Origin of the sequence: Pseudophaeobacter sp., from assembly GCF_039971195.1 — a bacterium.
Lineage (GTDB): Bacteria > Pseudomonadota > Alphaproteobacteria > Rhodobacterales > Rhodobacteraceae > Pseudophaeobacter.
The window spans coordinates 1-21381 of the sequence record NZ_JBDWPJ010000237.1; the positions used below are offsets into that span (position 1 = coordinate 1).

The window sequence follows — 21381 nt, forward strand, 5'->3', positions numbered from 1 at the left end:
TTGGAGGCATAGATGCCGCTGAGCCCCTGGCCCTGCGCCAGCATCTGGCCCAATTGATCGCCAAGCCTGGAAGGCTCTTGATCGACCTCAAGCAGCTCCGGATCTGCTATGCCTAGGGAATGACAGGCCGCGCGGTAGCCATCAAACCTTTGGCGAGACCGGTCAGAGCGGTGAAAGCGCAGCGCCAGAAACCCTGTCTGGCGATGGCCCTGATCATAAAACGCCCGTGCAACCCGCGCCGAAGCGGCAGCATTGTCGACATAAAAACAAGGGGTGTCTTGCGCTGGCGCGTTGAACATCAGGCAATGCGGCAGGCCGCGGTTGCGCAGCATCTCCAATCCTGGGTTGTCGCTAGCATCGCTGACCGTCAGCGCCAGAGCATCGACACCTTTCTGAATCAACATCCGCAGGATCGAAGCCTCCTGCGCCGCATCATAGTCAGAGCACATCAAGATGAGGTGATAATCCGCCGCCTGCACCGCCGCCTGCAGGGCTTGGACCGCATCAGCAAAAACCGGGTTCACCAGGGAAGGCACCAGGCAGCCAATGGTGCGGCTGCGCTGGCTTTGCAAGGCGCGGGCGGTTTCGTTGAATTCAAACCCCAGAGCCTGGGCCGCTTGCAAAACCCGCTGCCGCGAGACCTCACTAACCGGGCCCTTGCCGTTGAGCACCCGGCTGACGGTGGCAATGCCACAGCCTGCCTTTTGGGCGACATCTTTGAGGGTGGTGGCGGATTTCATCGGCGTTGAGGGTCCGGGCTGGAAACGTTTCCAGCGTGATAGGACCCGCGGGTAACAGCTTTGCAACGGGATCACGAAGGTTTCACCAAACCTAAAAAAACCCGCCCTTTTCTCAAAGGGCGGGGTGATAATCACAGGCTGAGGCTGAGGCTAGTCGTTGCGGCGCACTCGCGCGGCGCTTTTGTCGGCAAAGGCGGCAAGCCGCGCACGGGCATCCGGCTGGGTATTGACCACACCGGCCACCACGGCCTCGGCATAGGCGGCATCCATAGCGGACATGTTCTGCATGTGGCTGACGGCGGAACAGATGGCGAAGTTCGACAGCGGCAGGTTCTCGGCTGTACGCCGCGCCAGTTCCAGCGCCTTATCAAAGCTGGAGCCTTCGACAATGTATTGCGCCAGACCCAGATCGCAGGCTTCCTGCCCCTGATAGACACGACCGGTCAGCATCATGTCGATCATGCGGGATTTACCCACCAGATCGGTCACCCGAATGGTGGCGCCACCGCCGGTGAACAGCCCACGCTGACCTTCAGGCAGGGCAAAATAGGTGCTCTGATCCATCACCCGGATATGGGCTGAGCTGGCCAGTTCCAAGCCGCCACCAACAACCGCCCCCTGAAGCGCGGCAATGACAGGAACCCCGCCGTATTCCATTTTGTTGAAGGCCTCGTGCCAGCGCAGGCAAACATGCATAAAGTCAGCTGGGCTGCGATCTTCATCGTGATGTTCAATAAGGTCGAGCCCGGCGCAGAAGTGATCGCCGGACCCGGCCAGAACCACGGCTTTCACCCCGGCACGCGGCGCAGTGGAGAAGAAATCCACCAGCTCTTCGATGGTGTCGATATCCAGCGCGTTGCGCTTGGTTGGACGGTTCAGGGTCACCACCCAAACGCCATCGTCATGGGCCTGCAGGTCGAGATTCTTGAAACGGGAGATGTCGATTTCGACGGTCATGGTACGGTCCTTGTCAGCAAAGTGAGGTGCAGGCCTCTGGTAAAGAGGCGCCGACCTTAAAGGGGTAAAAAGAGAGAGGCGCTTACAGCAGCGCTGCCGCAAGGCTTTCGGCCCCAGAAACACAGCGGCTGCGCTGGACTTCGGCCTCGCAGAGCACGTGATCGGCATAGAAGCGGGCCGAGGCCACTTTGGCCGCCATAAATTCGGGATCTTCTCCCCGAGCCAGCGCCGCTTCGGCGGCCAGCAACGACCGGGCCATTTGCCAGCCAGCAACCAGATTGCCCGCCAGCATTAGATAGGGCACCCCGGTGCCAAAGGCGGCAGGCATTTCGCTTTTGTCCAGGCTGAGCAGATGGCTGACCACCTCTTCAAAGGCCAATCGCGCGGAGGTGAGCCGGGGCGCTACGGCCTGGGCTGCGGCAGATCCTGCCGCCAGCTCTGTTTCGGTCTGGGCGATCTGGGCGGCCAGGGCACGGGCGGTTGCACCACCGTCGCGCAGCGTCTTACGACCTACCAGATCATTGGCCTGAATGGCGGTGGTGCCCTCATAGATCGGCAGGATGCGGGCGTCGCGGTAGTGCTGCGCCGCGCCGGTTTCTTCAATGAAACCCATGCCGCCATGTACCTGCACCCCCAAAGAGGCCACTTCGACACCGTTTTCTGTGCTGAAGCCTTTGACCAGCGGGGTGAGGAATTCCGACAGCGCTTTAGCCTCGATCCGGGCCTCGGGCGTAGGCGCATTGCGGGCCATGTCCTGACAGCCAGCAGCAAACATTGCCATGCCACGGGCACCTTCAGTGAGCACCCGCATCCGCATCAACATGCGACGCACATCGGGGTGATGAATGATGGTGACGGCCTCGCGGGTGGAGCCATCAACCGGTGCGCTTTGCACCCGTTCCTTGGCAAATGCCAGCGCCTGCTGATAGGCGCGTTCGCCCACGGCAATCCCCTGCAGGCCCACTGCATAGCGGGCCGAGTTCATCATCTCGAACATATAGGTGAGGCCAGCGTTTTCTTCGCCGATGAGGAAGCCTGTGGCCTCGTCAAACTGCAATACGGCGGTGGGGCTGGCCTTGATGCCCAGCTTGTGTTCGACGCTTTGACAGGCGACCGCGTTGCGCGCACCCAATGTACCATCTGCTTCGACCATAAACTTGGGCACCAGAAACAGGCTGATACCTTTCACACCCTTGGGCGCATCCGGAGTGCGGGCCAGCACCAGATGCACGATGTTTTCCGACATCTCATGTTCGCCATAGGTGATAAAGATCTTGGTGCCGCTGATCTTGTAGCTGCCATCCGCCTGGGCTTCGGCACGGCTGCGCACCAATGCCAAATCACTGCCGGCCTGCGGCTCGGTCAGGTTCATGGTGCCTGTCCATTTGCCGCTGATCAGGTTTTCCAGATAGGTCGATTTGGTCTCGTCTGATCCGGCTGTGAGCAGTGCCTCGATGGCACCATCCGTCAGCAGAGGGCAGAGCGCAAAGCTGAGGTTGGCTGCGTTCAGCACCTCGGTGGCGGCGGCGGCAACGGCACGAGGCAGGTCCTGGCCGCCAAAATCGCTGGGATGTGGCAGGCTCTGCCAGCCCATCTCGACAAATTTCGCATAGGCCGCGGCAAAACCATCCGCCAGCTGAACCTTGCCATCTTTGAAATCCGACCCGGCCTCGTCACCGGAGAAATTCAGCGGCGCGATTTCTTCGGCGCAGAACCGGCCCAGTTCTTCGAGCACGGCTGCTGCGTCGTTCAGCTCCATACCGTCATATTTGTCCAGCCCCGCGACCTCAGACCAGCGCGAGAGGTGTTCAATATTGAAAAGCATATCTTTTACGGGTGCTTCAAAGCTCATGTGCTGGTCCCTTCCTTGGGAAAATCTCTAGTCTTGTCGCCTTCCTAGGCTTGCTTAATGTGCCAAATAGAGAGCTGGATTGGCAGGATCAATCTCTGCAACCGACGACAAACTTGCAAAAAGTGACAAACCCTGACTAGAAACCAGCATGACAACCGAGCCAAACCCAGGCATCCTGCCCACAGTGTCGCGCGCCTTTCTGGAGGATTGGCTGCACCTGTTACGTCAGCAATGCCCACCACAGCAACTCTCCGGGTTTCTCGATCAGATCGGCCTGGGAGCGGCGGCCCAGCCCGGCGGGAGGGTCACCCATGACCAGATTGTGCGGCTCTACCAATTGATTGCAGCGGAAACCGGCGATGAAATGATGGGCCTGTGGAGTCGCCCTATTCGCACCGGCACCCTGAAACATCTCTGTGCCTCGATGCGCGGTGCCTCCTCGCTTTCGGCGGCGCTCTATCGGTTCACCTCATTCTGGAACCTGTTGCTGGATGATTTTGAGCTGGTGCTGGAGGATGACGGGGGACGGATGTGCGTTTTGTTGGAGCCACGCGCAGATCATCAACCGCAGCGCTTTGGGCATATGCTGATGCTGAAATTGGCCCATGGGGTGGCCTCCTGGCTAACGGGGAGAGAACTGCCCCTGGCAGAAGTGGGCTTTGCCTTTGGCCGCCCGGATTTTGCCGAGGATTACCCGGTGCTGTTCCCGGCACCGATCCGCTTTGGCCAGAGGCGGTCAAAGATCATCTTTAGCGAGGACCTTGGCGATCTGCCGGTCTCGCGCAGTGAGGCAGAAATGCAGGAGTTCCTGCTGCGAGCGCCGCGCGATTGGATTTTTACCAGCTATCGCACCCATGCGCTGCCGCTGCGGCTGCGGGAATTACTCTTGGCGGCGGACCGGCTGGAGTTTCATCTACAAGATGCCGCCAATGCGCTGAACCTGACCTCCCGTACCCTGATCCGCCATCTGGTGGCTGAAGGCACCTCGTTTCAAGCGATCAAAGACGGGCTGCGCCGCGATATTGCCATTCGCGATCTGTCGCGCGGGCTCAAAAGCATTGAGGAAATCTCTCAGGATATCGGCTTTGCCTCGGCAGCAAATTTTCACCGCGCCTTTCGGCGCTGGACCAGTGTCACCCCCGGCGCCTATCGCCGCTCCAATCGCTCCGGCGGGTAGTTGGACACACAAGCAGCATCACTGTCGACGCAGCATCTCAGAGACCGCCTGTTTGGCCGCCAGGGCGGCATTGTGAACCGCCCCCCAGTCTTCGCCCGGCGTATAGGCTTCTCCGGCAAAATGCAGCCGATTTTGCACCGGTTCATACAATGCCCGAACGGTTGCGGGCCGCTCATTGTCGCGCAGATAGGCGGATCTGATATGCGGCTCCCGACTCCAGTTCTGAACCAGGTGCCTGCGGTGATGACGCCTGGCATCCCCCGCAAAGACCCGGTCCAGATCAGCCAGCGCCAGCTGCGCCGCATCCCCATTCACGTAGGGTAGGGCCGGGTTGCCGACCGCAAAGAATCCTAAGATATTGCGCTGACTGTTCTGGCCGTAAGCCGCATCATAAAACAGCCTGTAGCCCGAACTCTTGGGGCGCACTGTATAGTCGATGAAGGCGGGGTAGAATTTGCGAGAGAACTCAAAAAAGACCTTGATCCCCGGCCAGGCCCTGGCAGCGCGCAGGGCCTTTTGTTTAGCGGCTGGCAGCTCTGGCACAAAGCGCACTGACCCGGATTGCAGGATCTTAAGTGGCAGTGTGATCAGCAGCTTATCCGCCACAAAGCGTTTCCCTCTGGTGGTGGTCACCACAACACGCGGACCGGAATAGTCTATAGTTTTGACAACCTGACGAAACAGAATATGCGGCGTGACAGCGGGCGTAATGAATTGACTGTAGAAATCATACCAAGAGGAATTGACAAATTTTCGATCCGGATAGGGCCCCAACCTGCCCTGGCTCACCTCATCACCGGTGATTTGAAACTGACTGTCGGATCTTTGGTAGCGCAGCGTCTCCAGCCCGACCTCTCGCCCCGCCATTTTGGACAGGACCGCCGGGCGGGTATGCAGCCATTCCGCTCCCAGCGACACGGGGAAATCTGCCAGGTTCCTATCGACCTTCATGCGCCCACCATAGGTGCGGCCAGCCTCAAGGATTTTGAAGGCAACCCCCTGTTGCGCCAAATGCAGCCCGGCAGCCAGCCCGGCTGCGCCTGCCCCCAAAACCAAGATCTCCCCTGTGAAAGCGCGTCTGGCTTGGGCAGGTTCAGAACCAGTGGCTCCAATAACCGAAGCCAGCCCCAACAGGCCCGACATTCGCAAAACGTCCCGCCGATCAAAGAGCTGCATTAATCACTCCTACAACAACATCTGCACTATAGGACCGGAGGGAGATTGGCACCAGAGGCCGCTGTTCGCCAGTCTGGGAAAAATGACCGCCTAGACTGATTGCGCCTTCAAGATCTCCACTCTGGTTAAAAAAAGATAGTCAGCTAGAGCCTGCTCCAGAGCCGGTTTGGCAGCGTGATCCGCAGCAATCAATCTTACAGATACGGACAGCCCCCGAGCACCGCCATCGGCCACTTCGATTGTTGTTTGGGGCAGCCCCATCTCTTCGTGGACCAAATCCTGCACCCTGAGCAGGGCCGCAGCGCAGCGCAGGGCGGGTTTATAGATCTTGCCAACAGTGGTCAGCGGAATTTCCTCGATTGTTTCAATGCGTTTGGGCCAGGCCGGACGTTCATCAATACGACCCTGTGCATAGGCTTGCAGCTCTTCGATGCTGACTTCGGCGCCGGGTTGCAGCTGCACAAAACAGATGGGCAGCTCTCCGGCATAGGCATCGGGCATGCCAACGGCGGCGGCCAGGGCCACGGCCGGATGGGTCGCCATGGCATTTTCGATCATCGCCGGATCGATATTGTGGCCGCTGCGGATAATCAGATCCTTGGAACGACCGGCCACAAACAACCGCCCCTGCGCGTCCTTGTAGCCCAGATCGCCAGAGTTCAGCTGGCCGTTCTCAAACACGCCGATATTGTGATGCGGATCTTTGTAGCCAGGAGAGACATGGCCACCCCGAATGGCGATCACGCCAATTTCATCCGCTGGGCAGACCTCCCCAAGGCTGCCATCGGCGTTTTGGCGCAGCACCTCGACCTGAGTATAGGGCAAGGCCCATCCAACTGAACCTGGGGTACCTTCACCTTCGGGGGGATCAATGCTGATCAGCCCCGAGGCCTCTGTCATGCCGAGGATTTCAAACAGTGTGGCGCCGGTGGCCTGTTTGAACTGGCTGGACACCGCCGGCGGCAACAGCGCCGCCCCGGTCAAGCCGGCCCGCACTGCGCTCAGATCGTGATCGCCGACCGGTTCCTGCAACACAGCACCAAGCGCCGTCGGCACGCCCCCAACCAGGGTGACGTTATATTGGGCGCAAAGCCGCCAGAACGCCGTGACCATGGCAGGATTGCGCAGCCCCGAAGGCGACATGATCAGCATTTGCGTGCCCGCCATAAAAACGCTGAGACCGGCAATAATAGTGCCAGCCACATGGAACAGCGGGAAGGTCGCGGTCACCACATCATCGCCAGTGTAGCCGCACATGGCAGCCCCTCCAAAAGCGGCAACCAACTGGCTGCGATGGGTATGTGCCACCAGTTTTGGCACTCCGGTGGTGCCGCCTGTATGAAAATAGGCAGCAATATCATCGCCGCCGCGAGGCGCACCAAAGATCAGATGCGCGCTGGGTTGCAGCATCATGGCCGGTGATAAATCAACCACGCCCTCTTGTGCCGGTGTGCCGGGCGGGGCGATCCGCACCAGGACCAACTCGGGCATCTTTTCGCGCAGATGCAGGGCTTTCTCCCAGATGTCCAGCTGCGGATGTGCCCCCAGGGCAACCAGAATTTTAGCCCCCGAAGCCCGGAGCAGCTCGGCGATACTATCGGGCTGCAGCAGAAAATTGATTGGCACCGCATAGCCTGCGGTCTCTGCCCCCCAAAGGGTCACATGAGTCTCCACCAAGGACGGCAGCATATAGGCCACCCCCGGTGCGGGCCCGGCAAGGTCATGAAACAGATTGGCGGCGCGCCGGATCATGCCCAGCAGATGCGCATAGCCGACCCGGCGCGGCTGCTCGTCCTCAGCGCCACTCATCAGCATAGTCATCGCTGTCGCATCCGGGTTCAGCGCGGCTTGGGTTTCAAAGACATCCAAAATGCTTTGCTCGGGCAGGCGATCCTTGAGCGGCATTTCCGTTTCAAATTGCCTGAGGTCGCTGGCGCTGCGCAACGGTGTATCGCTCAAATTGGCCATCCTTGGCTCCTCACTGGCTCGCTTTGGGTATAGACAGTCTTGTCCAGCGCGGCCGCCCAATCAATCCCAAAGCACAGCCTGGGTTGACCCTGTTGGTCTGACGTTGCGCCCTGAGCTTGCCCGCAGGGGTCGGGCCTTGTTAAAGGGAGGGAAAACCGACCCACCACAACCACAGTCCAGAGGTGACAGCCGCCGGGCGTGACCCACCCCTGACAATTTCTTGGAGGCTCCGATGGCCAAAGCAATTCATTCAATGATCCGGGTTCTCAACGAAGAACGTTCAACAGAGTTTTACCGGCAGGCTTTTGACCTCACGGTTGTTGAGCGGCTGGATTTTGATGGTTTCACGCTGGTCTACCTCAGTAACACAGAGACCAGTTTTGAGCTGGAGCTGACCATCAACAAGGACCGCAGTGATCCCTATGATCTGGGCGATGGCTATGGCCATCTTGCCTTTTGCATTGAGGATCTAGAGGCCGAACATACCCGGCTGACCAAAGCCGGGTTGGCACCGCGCAAGATTGTTGATTTCAAACCCGGAGAAGAGACCATCGCCCGGTTTTTCTTTGTCCAAGATCCAGACGGCTATGAAATTGAGGTACTTCAGCGCGCTGGTCGCTACCGTTAGGTCGGCGTCCAGAAGGCGAGATTTGGGAGAGGGCCGAAACAGCCCAGAGATCAGGCCGCGTGACGTCTGCGCACGTTGGCCGCATCAACCTTAAGGTGATATGCCTGACAGGTTTCGCCCCCGACCTCGACGCGCGGACCCGCCGGAGCAATTGTCAAACCTGTACGCCGCATCAGCAGGCCAGCTGTCACTGACGTCAGGCAGAGATAGGCATCAATGTTCCACTTTTCCGCCAGTCGCGCCAGGTTCAAGCCAATTTCACCACGCACCCGCATCCGTTCCCGACTGCTGAGCGTGTCAGCAACAAACACCCGGCTGACTTCCCAGATTCCGTCCTTCTGCGGCGCAAGCTCATCCAGGATATTGGGTGGCAGATCTTCGAGTAACCCCAGTTGCGCATCCCGCAACATATAGCTGGCGTTAATGTTTTTCGCCGTCGAGGGGGTTACACGCAGCCCGCCGATGACCTTTGGGCCATCATGGATCGCGCAATAGATGCTTTCTGGCGTGTCGTACTGATCAAATTCAAGACCCCGCGTGTTTGGCAGTTTCCAGCCACGCGCTTCAATGAAATGGTGGTACCTCGCACGCAAAAGCGCAGTGTACAAAGATCCTGTTTCACCCAAATTATCGAAGGTGATATCTGTTGATTGCATCTCGGGTTTGCCCATCTGATTCACCCCTTGACGCTAATCTTTAAGGTTTTCTGTAAAAATTAAAACAACTTTTGCAGGCAATGGTAAATATTGCGTAAATTTCATCTGAAGCCGCCAAATATTTGTTCTACAAGCATCTATTGCCGAAAGGCGCACAATTTAGGCGTGAAGTTACGTTCTTGCAAGCACTTATAGCGGCGTGTTTGCGGCTGCTCAGCGCCCTTTCAGGCTGCGTCACTTGACCTATTTGAGGTCACTTTGCGAATCTCCGAAAGCAGCACGGATTTCTTAACAGGCTTAGCGATATAGCCGGTCGCGCCAAGGTCAAGAAACCGTTTTCGGTCTTCTGGTGCCGCGTTGGCTGTAAGCATAATGACGGGAGTGGCGCCGATCCGGCCGCCCCGGCGGGCCATTTCAGCCAGGGTTTCACCGCCATCCATAACCGGCATTTTCATGTCCAGAAGAATGAGGTCATAGGGCTGCTCTTCAAGGCACTCGAGGGCCTCGGCCCCATTGACGGCTTCAGTGATCCGAAGATCAAAATTCTTGAGAAAAGCCCGCACCACCATTCTGTTTGACTTGGTGTCATCCACCAGCAAAACAGAATTCGCCCCCAGATCCGGCTCGGCGTTTGGCGGGGCGTCAGCCGTAACCCGGGACACGGGAGCGGCAATTTCGGATTTCTCCAGAACCTTTATCTCGCTGGTGAAGGTAAAACAGCTGCCTCGCTTTGGGCTGGATCTGACCAGGATATCGCCGCCCATCATGCGCGCAAAACGGCGCGCAATGGAAAGGCCCAGCCCGGTGCCGGGAACCTTTGGTGAATCCCTGTCTTCGGCGCGGTAGAACTCGGTGAACAGCTTTGACATTTGTTTTGGCGTCAGTCCGCGACCACTGTCTGTGACCTCGATGGTCAGCGTCGCATTGTCCCCCTCCGTCACGCAGTAAGCCAGCAAGGTCACATGCCCGTCTTCGGTGTATTTGATGGCGTTGGACACCAGATTTCCGACCACCTGGCGCACCCGCAACGCATCAAATTCGGCATAGGCCGGCACATCAGAGCCGATATTGACGTCGAGCTTCAGCCCTTTTTCTTCTGCTGCAGCGCGGAACATCTCCACCGCGCTGGTGATCTCAATCCGGGGTGCGGCGGCAGCAAGGCTTACTTCGATATGGCCGGCCTCGACCTTTGCGTGGTCCAGAACGTCATCAAGAATCCCTGTCAGGGTCTGCGCCGATTTTCGCAACAACAGCGTGCGTTCGCGCTGAGTTTCGAGATCTGCCCCTTCTTCGTCGATCAGCTCCGACATGCCACAAATGGCGTTCAACGGGGTGCGGATTTCATGGCTCATCGCCGCCAGAAAACGGCTTTTGGCCCGACTGCCGGCTTCCGCCTCACTAAGGGCCTCTCGCAGGCGGTCGGTCATCCGGTTAAGAGCCCACATACTATGTGCCACATAGCCCGCGCCCAAGACCATGATCACCACTGCAATAAGAATCTCTGCCGGGCTAGCAAAAGACTTCAAAAAGCTGGTGATCATATACCCTACGGCACCAATCACCGGCAGGGCGGTGAGTAGGCCAAAGAACATCCATTCTGATCGCGCCACAACACTATGGTTGAGAGCAATGACCAGCAACATGGTTCCTGCAAGTTTGGGAAAAGGCTCCGGTTGCTGAAACAGAAGCAATGGGATGACATTGAATAACAGAATGCCAACAAAGGCTGACCCGCTGAACAGCAGCAAACCACTCAGGGAGACGTCTTGTTCCAGCTTTCTATAGGCATAAAGTCCAACAAGCTCGACCACACAAAGGCAGAAATAGGCCAGCGCCACGGTTGCGGCCGGGAGGTAGTAGAGCGACAGCAGCGAAACCAGTGTGAGCGAGGCAAACCGGGAAGGCAGGTCCGCACGGACCAGTTTACTCTGCGCAGCCACCGAAGACTTCAGGTCTGCTGACAAGTTAAACATGCGCGTCATCCTATCGGTGTCCATCACCCCGATACACTTTTTGTGCAAGCGGCGGCTAAGAGCAACTTCTTTTCACCTTGGAACCCTTGCGGCTCATCCTGTTTCCTTGAAACTATCGGCACCTGATATCTGGTACCTAAATGTGTTCGGAACCGTAGCACTGAAGACGTTAATGAAGTGGCGTACACTTACTTTCTTTCAACGAGTGTTGCAGCTTTGTCCTGAGTGGACCTGGGAAAAGGACCTCTGCAATCATTGCAAGTTGCGGAATCGGCATGATTTGCGTGACATGATCAAAGGTATTGACGTCATATGCTGGGAGTAAATCTGCCCCCTCATCGATGGCGCTGCGAACCCTAGGCTAAACAGATCTTTTGACCCCGATACGGCGGTTTTACCAACCATAACAGGCTGTTAGATCCTCCGAGTGATCTGGCGGTGCATCATACAAAAGAGGATTTGGAGCATCAGACAGGTTAGCGAAGCACAGTCGCTGAATTTTTGGCCGGTGAGTGCGCGTGCTTCTTGGAGGCGGCCCAAAAGGCACGCGCTGGATCGACAGACCTCTTGGTGATGCAAACCTCACCAGACCGCCAACGGATCGACGGTGCCCCGCAGCGCTTCAAGTTTTTGTGTAGCAAGCTCGGGTCGGGGTTTTGAACCGCGCCGGGTTTGCCGGAGGTTAATCTGTCTTAGTTACGCGGCCATTGCGGCGCACAACCGATCTGCGCTGAAATCGACAGGATCGCAGACCAGCGGCTCTCATGCTGCCCTGCGCCATCCAGAACCATCCGCCCCCCCCCGTTCGCGGACTTCTGGCGTGTACTTGTTCATGATGCTCCCTCTACTCAGGAGCTGGAGCCTCCGGCAAACCCAGCGCGGTTCAGTTGTGTTTCGCAGGGGTTAGCTGCGTTCACTTTACCTCAAACTAACTTCAAACTAACTTCGCCTGGACTGTACCAAGCAATTCGCCTCTCCCGGCGATCTAAGTCCGCCCTGCCCCCATATAGGTCTTTTGCATATCGACAAACCAACCCTCCTCCAGACGGTCTCGCATCTTTTGCCAGGCCTCTGGTCGCTCAAGGATACTGTCGACGGCTGAGCGTGGCACGGTAACGACGCTGATTGGTTTTTCGGTTGCAGTCTCAAGCCAAAGCAGTTCCAAGGTCTCTTCCGTCACCGACACCACACGAAACTCGATCCCTTCGCTCAGCGGTACCGAGGAGAGATTCCGCAAGATGTCCAGCTTCAGCATTTCCACGGATGTATCATCCAGGTCATGTTCTCTGAGAAGCAGCTTCTCGCGCACAGCTGGCCAGCCAAAGGTCACGCGCGGGCGCAGGTCCGTTCCAATTGCCCGCGCACCTTCGGGCGCTTTGTCTCCGTAACTAACCGCGAACAATTCGGAGGCCTCATCTTCGATGGTCAAGTGATCGCGCAGGCGGTTGGCAGGCATCGCCGCGATCCACTGGCCGCGTTCCACATCCAAATAGTTGAAAGAGGGCTGCAGACGAAAGGTCTCTGAACACTTCGGGCAGTTCACATCCTGAAATCGGTTCTCCAAAATTTCGTCGCGAAGGTCAGGCCGACGGTCAGCATTGACGCTGCCCACCGCCATCATTTCAATCCGTGCTTGGCAGTTTGGACACACAAGGTTGGCTGGGTGAAAAAGTGACATGAATTAACTCCCTATGCCAGATTACAATGCTTCCAGCCACGCAATGGCCGGATTGTTTTCTTTCAGTTTCCCAGAGTGATAGGCGGCATAGAGCTCCGAAAACCATTCTCCAGGGGCACGGAACTGATAACCCGTTATCCCCTTGGAGCGCGCCGCTAGCTTGTAGCAGGTCCACCTGAACGGATAGCTTTCTTGATAAACGATCCCACCAATCGCCAGCTTCTTGGCAACGGTCATGCTGGCCCAGGGGCTCTTCTTTTCGCGGGCCATATCCACATGGGCGCAAACAGCGATACGCCTGGCTTCCCAATCCACGTCGGAACAGGCTTCGGTATCGGGCTTTGTTGCCGGAACGATATTCGTCTTATTAGACATGTATTCAGAAATATAGGCCTGGTCGTATTCAAACTTCTTGGCAAATTTTTCGGCAACGGGCGAAAGGTCGAGGCCAAATTCAGTCCACCCACCAAATGCATCCTGATCAGCGCGCTTGGACATAAAGCCCTGTTGGTCGTCGACCGCGTGTCCAACCTCGTGCAGAGTGTTCCAGTTAAAGAAAGTGACAGGCTCGTCGTTGGCCGGCTGGCATGCCTCCAGCTCAGCCCGTTCTTCATCTGTTGCCGCATCATCGGGGCTGCCAATAGCTTCTTCGTTGCCAAAGGGGTAAGGCGACGACACATTGGCATCCCCCTCATGCATAACAACGCGTTTCTCGTCGCCCTGATAATACGAACCCTGGCCCGCGACATCAATCACGGCAAACTGAGCCAAAGAGTCATTGCCCAACGTGTGTTCGGGGGGAAGGTCCTGCATGGCTTTGTAGAAAGCCACGATATTGGGGCCTTGCTGCGCATTGTCCAGATCCTCGAACCCTGGCTTCAGCTTTTCGCTGTCAAAATTGCTGATCTCGCAGCCAAACCGCGCCTTGAAGGCAACTTTGACAACGGCCCGCGACGCTTCTGGTTCGAGATTATCGATCATGGCATCCAGCTCCTCTGTCCCGTTCGGGCGAGAGAGAATTTCCTGAATGTCTTTTTCAGTAGGTGCTACGTCCTTGCGCATCTGCGCCATGACAAAAGCTGCAGTGCCAATGGCGCGAGCCTCTTCCAAGAGCTTAATCCCGGCCTGCGGCTCGTGGGCCTCGACCTTGGCTTGAGCTTCGCTGAGCTTCTTGCGCAACTCATCTATATTGGGCTTGATCGCGTAGCGATGCTCGTGCGCTTCGAGTTGAGCCAGACGCGGTTCAACCTCTGGCTTGGCGCGCAATTCGATATAGGCCTTATGGGCATCACACAGATCGCGATAGGCAATTAGAGCTTCGAACACCGCTTTGACGTCTGCTGACATCGCGTCATAGTTTTGACCGGTGGCGGCGGTTGCCTCGGCCTGGGCAAGTGTCTTCTTCAATTCGCTTATCTGTACCGTGATGTACCCGGCATCGCTGTGGCCTTCCAGCGCGATGATTTTCTCTTTTGCGCGCTCAACCTCCTGCATGACAAAAGCGTATTGTGAGATAACTTCGTCAGCCGTGTTGCAGGCCTCCAAAGCTGCTAGGAGGTGGCCCTTGGATTTCTTAGCCTCGCTCTTGCTCTTTTCACATTCTGCGATTTCGCTGTTTGCCGCATCCAAATAGGACTTGGCCACATCCGCATTCTCCTTGGACCCAACGAATTTGATCGAAAGCTTGGCGGCCTCCACCTGAGGCCACCACGGGGCCGAATCCTCATCCCCTCCGATAACTTCGTTCACTTTCTCCAGCAGTGCGTGGTTGTCCGCCGTTTTGATCGCCGCATCCACGGCAGGGATGATTTCTTCTGCCATGGCCTGGGCTGTGGCATAGTCCTGCTTGTCCGCCAGGCCTGTCAGGTTGGCGTATTTCTCCTCCAGGCGCGTCAATTGCACGTCAATTGCGTCAACGTCCGCATGGGCCTTGGCTGTGTCCAGTTTAGCACGGGCACTGGCGCGGACGGGCTCATAGGTCAAGGCCGCCTGAGCCTGCGGCAAAAGCGCCTTGGCCGCTTCCTCAATAGCCTTCATTTCCCGGGTTGAGGCCGTGTAATCCTGTGCCCGGACCGTCGGCTCCCGCTGATCTATCGTTGCAGCGGTTAGCCTGGCTTCCAGGGCCTTGATCTGCGCCTCAACAATGGCGTTTGTGGCGGCCCGCAAAGGCACCATCGCCGCCTCAGCAGCGGTTTTCGCTAGGCCATAGGGCTGGGCAGCCTTGAGGATGGCTTCGACCTCCTCGATCTTGCCCTTAGCGCCATAGAGCAGCGAGTCCGCCGTCTCCAAGGTTCCTGCATCCCGCGCGGCTTCGTATTTGGCAAAAATACCGGCCGCAGCCGCCAGAAGATGCACTCCAGCTTCTTTGCCTGCCCCGGACAGACCGCCGATCTTATCCTTGTAGAATGGACCTTCGTTGGCGAGCAAATTGCGCAGCGTGCTGATGTCACCGGCCAAGTTGCCGCTGTCCATAAGGTGTTCTCTCCACAATGCGGCCTCGGTTGCCAATGTGAGCGCCGCCGGGAAATCGCCAGCGTTCAGTTTGGCCTGCACCTCCGCGATCAGACCGGTGATCTTGGTTTTTGTTTTGCCCAAAATGGCTTGGTTCGCAGCGGGTTCGGCGCCAATCAAAGCCAACGCCTGCTGTGCGACTACCAGTTTGGCCTTGATGAGCTTGTAGGTTTCGCCGTCTGCCGTTGCCTTGGTTAGGTCGCTGCGCACCTCGGCCAGTTTGGCCTCGGCACCTGTGTAGTCATAGGCTTCCGGCTTGATCAGGTCTTCCGCCTCGGTAACCTTTGCGGTGATGGCATCAATCTGCGGCTGCAGACATACGTCTGTGTTGGGAGGATCGGCTGTGATGGCCGTGATCTGCGTCGCTAGGGCACCATGGGTAACGAGATAGGCCTGATGGCTTCCCACAAGAGAGAGACCCAGCCGCAGATTCGTGATCGCGCTATCCAGATAGGCCCGCGCATCGTCATATTTCTTGGCCTTCTGGGCATCGTCAGCCTCTTTGGCAGGCAGCTGCGCCCTGGCAAGGAAGACCAAAAACTCCCCGTCTGTATCGGCAGCAAGGACCCTATCGCGAATATCGGTATAGACCTTAAAGGCCGCATCCCATTCCTTTTCGAGATTGTCGAGCTTGGCTTCATCATACAGCCCTTCAACCTCGCCTTGCGCATCTGCCTGCGCCTTGGCGGCAGCAGCGCGCTTCTCGGCTTCGGTAACTGTGGCAAGGGCTTTGACGAAATCCCGGTTCAGCGCTTGCATCCCGGCCTCAGTCATTAAGGTTCCCGCGTCAGCAAGAAGAGCAGCGGCGTCAGCGTTGCCCTTGAGAGCAGTGATCTTGGGTTCGACAACCGCAAGCTTTTCGGAATAGGCTTTATAGGCAACAGCGCTGGCCAGGTAGGTCGGCCAGCTCGGCTTTGTTTCCGCGAGTATCCCAATCGCTGTTGAGAACTTATTGCTGACAGCCTCTGCCTTGGCTTTGGCAAGGTCAGTTTCCATCAGATCAATATCTGCCTTGATGCCATCTTTGCCTGCATGGGCCTTGAGCTCAGCCAGCTTAGCCTCAAAGGCCGCAAGATCTGTAGGGTATTGTGTGACAATCGGGAATTCATTTTCAATGAACTTGCGGAGCACCCAGAATGGACCAAGCACCTTGAGAGATTTCTCATAGTCGTTGGTGGTCGCTACATCGGCATTGGTGTAAATGCCATTCAATTCAGTCAGTTTGGTTGCCAGAAGTGCCCGCGCAGGGGCCGCTTCCAGCGCGAAGTCATCGATCCAGGTTTTCGCTATCGGCCGATCATTGTCATATTCCTTTTTAAACGCCCGCACCTTGGCCGTGGCCTCATAGACCTCGGCAATCTTATCGAGCTTGGCGACACCTTCCTTGAATTTACCAGCGGCACGGTCTGCCTGCGCTGCGTCATAGAGGCGCTCAATTTCCCGAGTTGGATCGTCGATGGCAGGATCATTTGTTGATACCCCCCTGGTCCCATCGACAAGCGCCTTGCGATCAGGATCAAGTGCAAGGAAATGCGCAAAATCATCAGCCAATGCCTCTATCGCGACAAACTGGGCTTCCAAGCCACTGATCTTGGCAGTGGCCTTGGCATTTTCGTCTGCCTTGCTGAGGTCTACGGCCTCCGCACGAATATCGGTGATCTTCTTGATTTCGGGTGCAATTTCGGGCGTCCCAGCATGGTGATGGCCGGTCAGTGGCACGATCCGCAGATCAAAAATCTCTAGCGCCTTTTGGAAAGAGGTTTTGTCTGCGGTGGCCTTCTTGACCACGCTGCCAAGTTTGGCCAACGCGTCCAAAGCCGCATCGAGCTTTGCCAGATCTGCCGCCGCCAGATCCTCTGCGGCTTTGGCCCGGACGCTTTCAGCCCCTTTCAGCACGTCTTCCCAGGCAGTCGGCACGGTATTGCCCACCTCGGGGAGAATGTCAGTATAGGCTTTTACAGGCCCGGACCTGAGTGCCGCTATCTCATCGGAAATACGCTGCACCTTGGCGGCGGCATCGCCGGACAGGTCTGGGGCGATTTCATCTGCAGGCGCATCTGGCGCGCTTGCCCCCTCGGAAGGGCTGGATTGGTCCGGCGGCGCGTCGTCGCCCCTACCACCACCGCCCCCCACCGTCTCCCCTTCTGTTGCCGCGGCCAAAGCGATTGCCTTGCGCGCCTGTTTGATCTCGTTGGCAAGCGCACCAACGGTTTTGAGGCTGACCGCATAATTTGGCGGAGTTTCACCCGCCTTGGCCTGCGCAAGAGCCCAAATCGCCTGAATCTTTTTTGCCTGCGGTGGGCTGGCTGCCAGCACTTCCGCAATAAGCGGTGCCAAAGTTGCGCGCGATTTCTCCCATTGGGCCGCCTGCTTGGCCGCCTGTTTGAGCCTGTCGACCGCCGCGGACTTGGCCGCTTTGAGCAACTCGGCCATTTGCGGGATAGCCTTCAATGCGTCTTTGTAGTTTCCTGCAGCAGCTAGTTCCGTAAGCCTGCCCCATATGCGCTGAGCCGCGGTCAGATCGACGCCCTCCTGAGCCCCCAGTTTGCCTAGGTTTTCACTGATCGCCTTTGCCGCCTTTTCCCATTTTTCAGCCAAGGGATCAGCGCCCGCATCCGGCGCCTCCACTAGCGGAGCCGGAGCCGGATCAGCGCCATCTCCTGCCTGCACCTCGGCCTGAGGGGGCGTTTCGCCTTTGACATCAGCGGCACTTCCTCCGGCAGTACGGTCCTCCTCCTCACCGTCATCGCCATCCTCTTCCAGCAGCCCGCCTTCAGGGTCCAGGACAATGATCTTCACCGACAAGCCGGCATTCATGAAGCCCTTTTTCGCCCTCTTGGCAAACCCAGGGATCACCTTACCAGCCAGAGTGAATTTGAACTTGTTCCCTTCGACCGTCAGCAGCCCAAAGGTGAATTGCGGAGTACCGCCTTCCTGCTTGGCTTCTTTGCCCATCTTTTCCGGGGAGCGTGTTTTATGGGCTAAGAAGTAGCATTCGTCCGGCTTTTTTCCGAAGCACATCCCAAAGGGCAGCTCTCGTTTTCTGGCTATCGCGACAAAACCCTTTAGCTCTTTTAAAGCCGATTGGTCGAGTTTCATGTCAGCTCTCCCGTAAAAAATAACTCGTTAAAAACAGTAAAAGCGTTGCACGGTCTCCCCCTTCAGGCAAGAGTATTTTCAAGCAGAGTATTTTCCGCGGCCCTTGCATCAGGCCAGAAGATCCGCCATCCTCAGGGCACTTTTTTGTTCACTGATTTTGTGTTTATTGCTGTGAAGCACCGTCACATCATGACCCTATCTTTATTGGCGGCCTTTTGTTCGGGGGCGGTTGCTGTGGGCTTGTGGATGCTGACAAGCGATAGAAACTCTGTCTCAGCAGGAGAACGCATCATGGCAACAGACATCAGCGGCGACTGGATCATCTCTGAAGCAAGAGGAATGGACCTATCGAACTACGGAGACCTTAAGCTACACTTTGACGGTGGAAAGCTCTATGGCAAGAGCCCCTGCCGCAGCTTCAATGCAGAATATCGCCTTGACGGGCAGCACCTTACTATATTGCGACCCGACGTTTTTGGCGGCTTATGCGACGAAGAAAAGATGGACGCCGAAAGCAAGTTTTTCAGTCTTCTGAGTGTCGTCGAAGATGCCAGTATCGACGAAGCAGGGCAGCTCGTTTTCAAAGGCTTCGGCCAAGAAGTTCTACGCGCAAAATCGCAAACCCGTTAACTCGAGACCTGATTACTCGAGGCCTGGCAAGATTCAGCAGGTCCGAAGACCGCTCTATCAAGGCCAAAAAAATGTTAAGCCTTGTATCAGCACTTTCTGGCACCCGAGGCAGGTTTTGCCCCCAGCCGCCACACTGGCTAGCAGCGCAGCTCAATCCGCACCCAGGTCCCAAAGACGCATAGCGAAGCCGTACAGGTCAGGAGCCAGGCTCCGGCTGTGGTCGCTCCTCGCGTTCTGACGTTGTTGGGACGCCGCAGCCATCAGCTCTAGGGCGGAGGCCCGTGAATGATCGCGAAGCTTGGGCGGTGGGTCTTGGCCCGTAGGCCAAATTCTTTCACAGGACTTAAGTTGGCACACCAGAAGAGGTATTTCTTAGCCCCTGCAGTCGATGAGGCCCGATAGACATTTGGCGACGCAAAGCACCTCAAACAGGGTGCGAAAAACCCACTTTGAGCTTTTCCGCCTGAGCCTGATCCATCTCCCCCGAGACATTGCGTTTGACCAAATCGGAGACGCTCGCTGTCTCATGCAAACTCTTCCAACCGAACTCGGTCATCACTTTGGGGTTCAGGTATTCTCGCGACATAAAGCGATTGCTCAAGATATGCCGGAAGGCATGTTTGCCAATTGCATTCATCAGAGTTGGTCCGATGATAGGCTCATCTTTTATGCCAAGCTTCTCCAACACGCCCGGCTTGGGCAGTTCTGCCAGAGTTCCGACAGTATATTCGACACGATTTGGATCTCCCCCGTAAAGCCTGCTCAGCGCGCTACGGAAATTGGGATCAAAAGCCTCGAAACCGACAGAGGATCCCTCCTGTTGAACTTCCTTGTGGCTGTTGAAGCTGCCAAGTTTTTGGCGGCCTTTCACAACCCCTGCCCGATCCGCAGCCAGCAACTTTTCGTGGGTGTTTCCCAGGCTGACTCGGCTTGCACTTTGACGCGATGCAATCTCAAAGATTTCTCCAAGACCCTTCGCCATAACCAGGCCGTTATTAGCCCCCATCGCGGCAAAACCCATTTCTTCGAGCCCAATCAAACCGTCAGGCATCATGGAATGAAGTCTGTACAAAATATTGAAATGATAGGGAATTGCTGTCTCACGGCACCATCTTTTTTCTTCATGAAAAAAGCTTTTGGTATCCAAGATGAACATCTTTTGCCCAGCGAAGGCATTGATGTAATCCTCAATCACAACCTTCATATAGGCGGTGACGTTGTTTTGCTGCGCAATTCGAAAAATCTCATCATCCCCGGCTGAACCCAGCTCAGACCGAATACCGTCACACAGCCGATTATGTTCTCGCACCAGCAAGGAGGTGATCGCGAAATTGCCAAGCGTCATGTTGCCCTGGAACAATCCTGTCGCGCAGAGTTCACCTTCCTTGTCTTTGTATTTATCGAGCAAGGTTGTGGCCTTGTCCGTGCCTTTAAAATAGGACAGGCCCTCGTACTCTTTCTTGATGGCCCAGTGATCCCCTTTCTTTTCACACAATGCGTCTGGATATTCAGCTTCCCGGCCGTTCACAATCCGCGTCTGGGTTTTCAGTTTTCCATCCTGTCCGCTTCTTAGCAACGCCTCATCCCCTGGGGTATTGCCATAGATCTGGTTCAGGATGATCTCATGCGGAGCATCCGTTCCGAACTGCCCGTCGCTCTGAAATACGGCATCCGTCAAATGCTGGGCAAAAAAGGGCAGTAGAACGGAAACACGGCTTTTTGTCACGGGACCTTTTCGTTCGAACAGAGCCAATACTTCCTCTAAATTCGGCAGGCTCGCGATTTCTCCAGGTTTTGGTTCTGGCACCTCAAGCGCAAAAAACTCTTTATCCAAAATCTCCCACAACGAAGTTTTTTCGCTTCCTTTAGTTGAATAAAGACCTGAAAGCGGTCCGCTGTCCGTGAAACTTGAAACAACTTTTTTGTTGAGGTAGCGATGAATAGACGGGCTGGATGTCAGCAGCTTAAAGATGAAATTTCCTAATCCTTTGGGCATCAGGATCTCCCTTTTTCAATACGTCCAACAGTAATTTCTTCTGATCACAATAGACTATCTTTACTCCAGTATCGCAGAATAATCTTAATTTGCGAAGAGGGTGGTAGTTTCTTCAAGCCTTTACCACCGACACCATCTGGAAAAATGACGGGTCTTACTCTGCCGATATCACCCGCGCTTACAAAAGTTCAGATGGCGAATGGCTTTGTTGCACAAATAGCCTGAGGGGATTCATCTTGTGAATCCAGGATGATAACTAGAGGCTATGAGCAGTTGGGGCCCTACGAAATACAAGACCAAGAACTGGTCGGCTTACAATGAAGCGTTGAAGCGTCGCGGA

Annotated in this window: 13 protein-coding genes; 3 read left to right on the forward strand and 10 right to left on the reverse strand. The window is 56.4% G+C overall.

Going from position 1 to position 21381, the window contains the following annotated elements; all coding sequences use genetic code 11:
- The 3 genes from ABJP42_RS20520 to ABJP42_RS20530 form a co-directional block, all read right to left on the reverse strand.
- The coding region (locus ABJP42_RS20520; protein WP_348343800.1) for a LacI family DNA-binding transcriptional regulator at positions 1-740 on the reverse strand (740 nt) is incomplete at its 3' end.
- A 150-nt stretch (positions 741-890) separates the two neighbouring features.
- Positions 891-1697 carry a crotonase/enoyl-CoA hydratase family protein gene (locus tag ABJP42_RS20525; RefSeq protein WP_348343802.1) on the reverse strand — a complete coding sequence of 269 codons (807 nt, stop codon included), beginning with the start codon at positions 1695-1697 and terminating at the stop codon, positions 891-893.
- 82 nt (positions 1698-1779) lie between these two features.
- Positions 1780-3522: an acyl-CoA dehydrogenase family protein gene (locus tag ABJP42_RS20530; RefSeq protein ID WP_348343804.1), complete on the reverse strand. Its 1743-nt coding sequence runs from the start codon at positions 3520-3522 to the stop codon at positions 1780-1782.
- A 175-nt stretch (positions 3523-3697) separates the two neighbouring features.
- Between ABJP42_RS20530 and ABJP42_RS20535 the strand changes: the two genes are divergently transcribed.
- Positions 3698-4726: an AraC family transcriptional regulator gene (locus ABJP42_RS20535; RefSeq protein ID WP_348343806.1), complete on the forward strand. Its 1029-nt coding sequence runs from the start codon at positions 3698-3700 to the stop codon at positions 4724-4726.
- An 18-nt stretch (positions 4727-4744) separates the two neighbouring features.
- On the opposite strand, the gene ABJP42_RS20540 is transcribed toward ABJP42_RS20535, so the two are convergent.
- Entirely contained in the window at positions 4745-5902 is a 1158-nt protein-coding gene (locus ABJP42_RS20540; protein WP_348343808.1) for a flavin monoamine oxidase family protein, read from the reverse strand.
- 90 nt (positions 5903-5992) lie between these two features.
- On the reverse strand, positions 5993-7870 hold the full coding sequence (locus ABJP42_RS20545; protein WP_348343810.1) for an AMP-binding protein: 1878 nt from the start codon (positions 7868-7870) through the stop codon (positions 5993-5995).
- Between the two features lie 232 nt (positions 7871-8102).
- Here ABJP42_RS20545 and ABJP42_RS20550 point away from each other — a divergent pair, with 232 nt between their 5' ends.
- Entirely contained in the window at positions 8103-8498 is a 396-nt protein-coding gene (locus tag ABJP42_RS20550) for a VOC family protein (protein WP_348343812.1), read from the forward strand.
- 50 nt (positions 8499-8548) lie between these two features.
- Here the strand turns inward: ABJP42_RS20550 and ABJP42_RS20555 are convergent, their stop codons facing one another.
- From ABJP42_RS20555 to ABJP42_RS20570, 4 genes are all read right to left on the reverse strand, one after another.
- Positions 8549-9169, reverse strand: coding sequence for an acyl-homoserine-lactone synthase (locus ABJP42_RS20555; RefSeq protein ID WP_348343814.1), 621 nt, complete (start codon positions 9167-9169; stop codon positions 8549-8551).
- Between the two features lie 209 nt (positions 9170-9378).
- Entirely contained in the window at positions 9379-11127 is a 1749-nt protein-coding gene (locus tag ABJP42_RS20560) for an ATP-binding protein (RefSeq protein WP_348343816.1), read from the reverse strand.
- A 985-nt stretch (positions 11128-12112) separates the two neighbouring features.
- The gene (locus ABJP42_RS20565; protein WP_348343818.1) at positions 12113-12805 is read right to left on the reverse strand and encodes a CpXC domain-containing protein; all 693 of its coding nucleotides are present in this window, start codon (positions 12803-12805) and stop codon (positions 12113-12115) included.
- A 21-nt stretch (positions 12806-12826) separates the two neighbouring features.
- Positions 12827-18415: a hypothetical protein gene (locus ABJP42_RS20570; RefSeq protein WP_348343820.1), complete on the reverse strand. Its 5589-nt coding sequence runs from the start codon at positions 18413-18415 to the stop codon at positions 12827-12829.
- On the opposite strand from ABJP42_RS20570, the gene ABJP42_RS20575 reads away from it, so the two are divergent.
- Positions 18401-19045 carry an META domain-containing protein gene (locus tag ABJP42_RS20575; RefSeq protein ID WP_348343822.1) on the forward strand — a complete coding sequence of 215 codons (645 nt, stop codon included), beginning with the start codon at positions 18401-18403 and terminating at the stop codon, positions 19043-19045. The two genes, ABJP42_RS20570 and ABJP42_RS20575, sit on opposite strands and share 15 nt — an antisense overlap.
- A gap of 424 nt (positions 19046-19469) precedes the next feature.
- On the opposite strand, the gene ABJP42_RS20580 is transcribed toward ABJP42_RS20575, so the two are convergent.
- Positions 19470-21041 carry a peroxidase family protein gene (locus ABJP42_RS20580; RefSeq protein ID WP_348343824.1) on the reverse strand — a complete coding sequence of 524 codons (1572 nt, stop codon included), beginning with the start codon at positions 21039-21041 and terminating at the stop codon, positions 19470-19472.
- Positions 21042-21381 lie beyond the last annotated feature (340 nt).

Bases quoted from the DNA above. Each gene is read 5' to 3' on its own strand.
- ABJP42_RS20525 (WP_348343802.1), bottom strand. From the start codon at position 1,697: ATGACCGTCGAAATCGACATCTCCCGTTTCAAGAATCTCGACCTGCAG.
- ABJP42_RS20530 (WP_348343804.1), bottom strand. From the start codon at position 3,522: ATGCTTTTCAATATTGAACACCTCTCGCGCTGGTCTGAGGTCGCGGGG.
- ABJP42_RS20535 (WP_348343806.1), top strand. From the start codon at position 3,698: ATGACAACCGAGCCAAACCCAGGCATCCTGCCCACAGTGTCGCGCGCC.
- ABJP42_RS20540 (WP_348343808.1), bottom strand. From the start codon at position 5,902: ATGCAGCTCTTTGATCGGCGGGACGTTTTGCGAATGTCGGGCCTGTTG.
- ABJP42_RS20545 (WP_348343810.1), bottom strand. From the start codon at position 7,870: ATGGCCAATTTGAGCGATACACCGTTGCGCAGCGCCAGCGACCTCAGG.
- ABJP42_RS20550 (WP_348343812.1), top strand. From the start codon at position 8,103: ATGGCCAAAGCAATTCATTCAATGATCCGGGTTCTCAACGAAGAACGT.
- ABJP42_RS20555 (WP_348343814.1), bottom strand. From the start codon at position 9,169: ATGGGCAAACCCGAGATGCAATCAACAGATATCACCTTCGATAATTTG.
- ABJP42_RS20560 (WP_348343816.1), bottom strand. From the start codon at position 11,127: ATGTTTAACTTGTCAGCAGACCTGAAGTCTTCGGTGGCTGCGCAGAGT.
- ABJP42_RS20565 (WP_348343818.1), bottom strand. From the start codon at position 12,805: ATGTCACTTTTTCACCCAGCCAACCTTGTGTGTCCAAACTGCCAAGCA.
- ABJP42_RS20570 (WP_348343820.1), bottom strand. From the start codon at position 18,415: ATGAAACTCGACCAATCGGCTTTAAAAGAGCTAAAGGGTTTTGTCGCG.
- ABJP42_RS20580 (WP_348343824.1), bottom strand. From the start codon at position 21,041: ATGCCCAAAGGATTAGGAAATTTCATCTTTAAGCTGCTGACATCCAGC.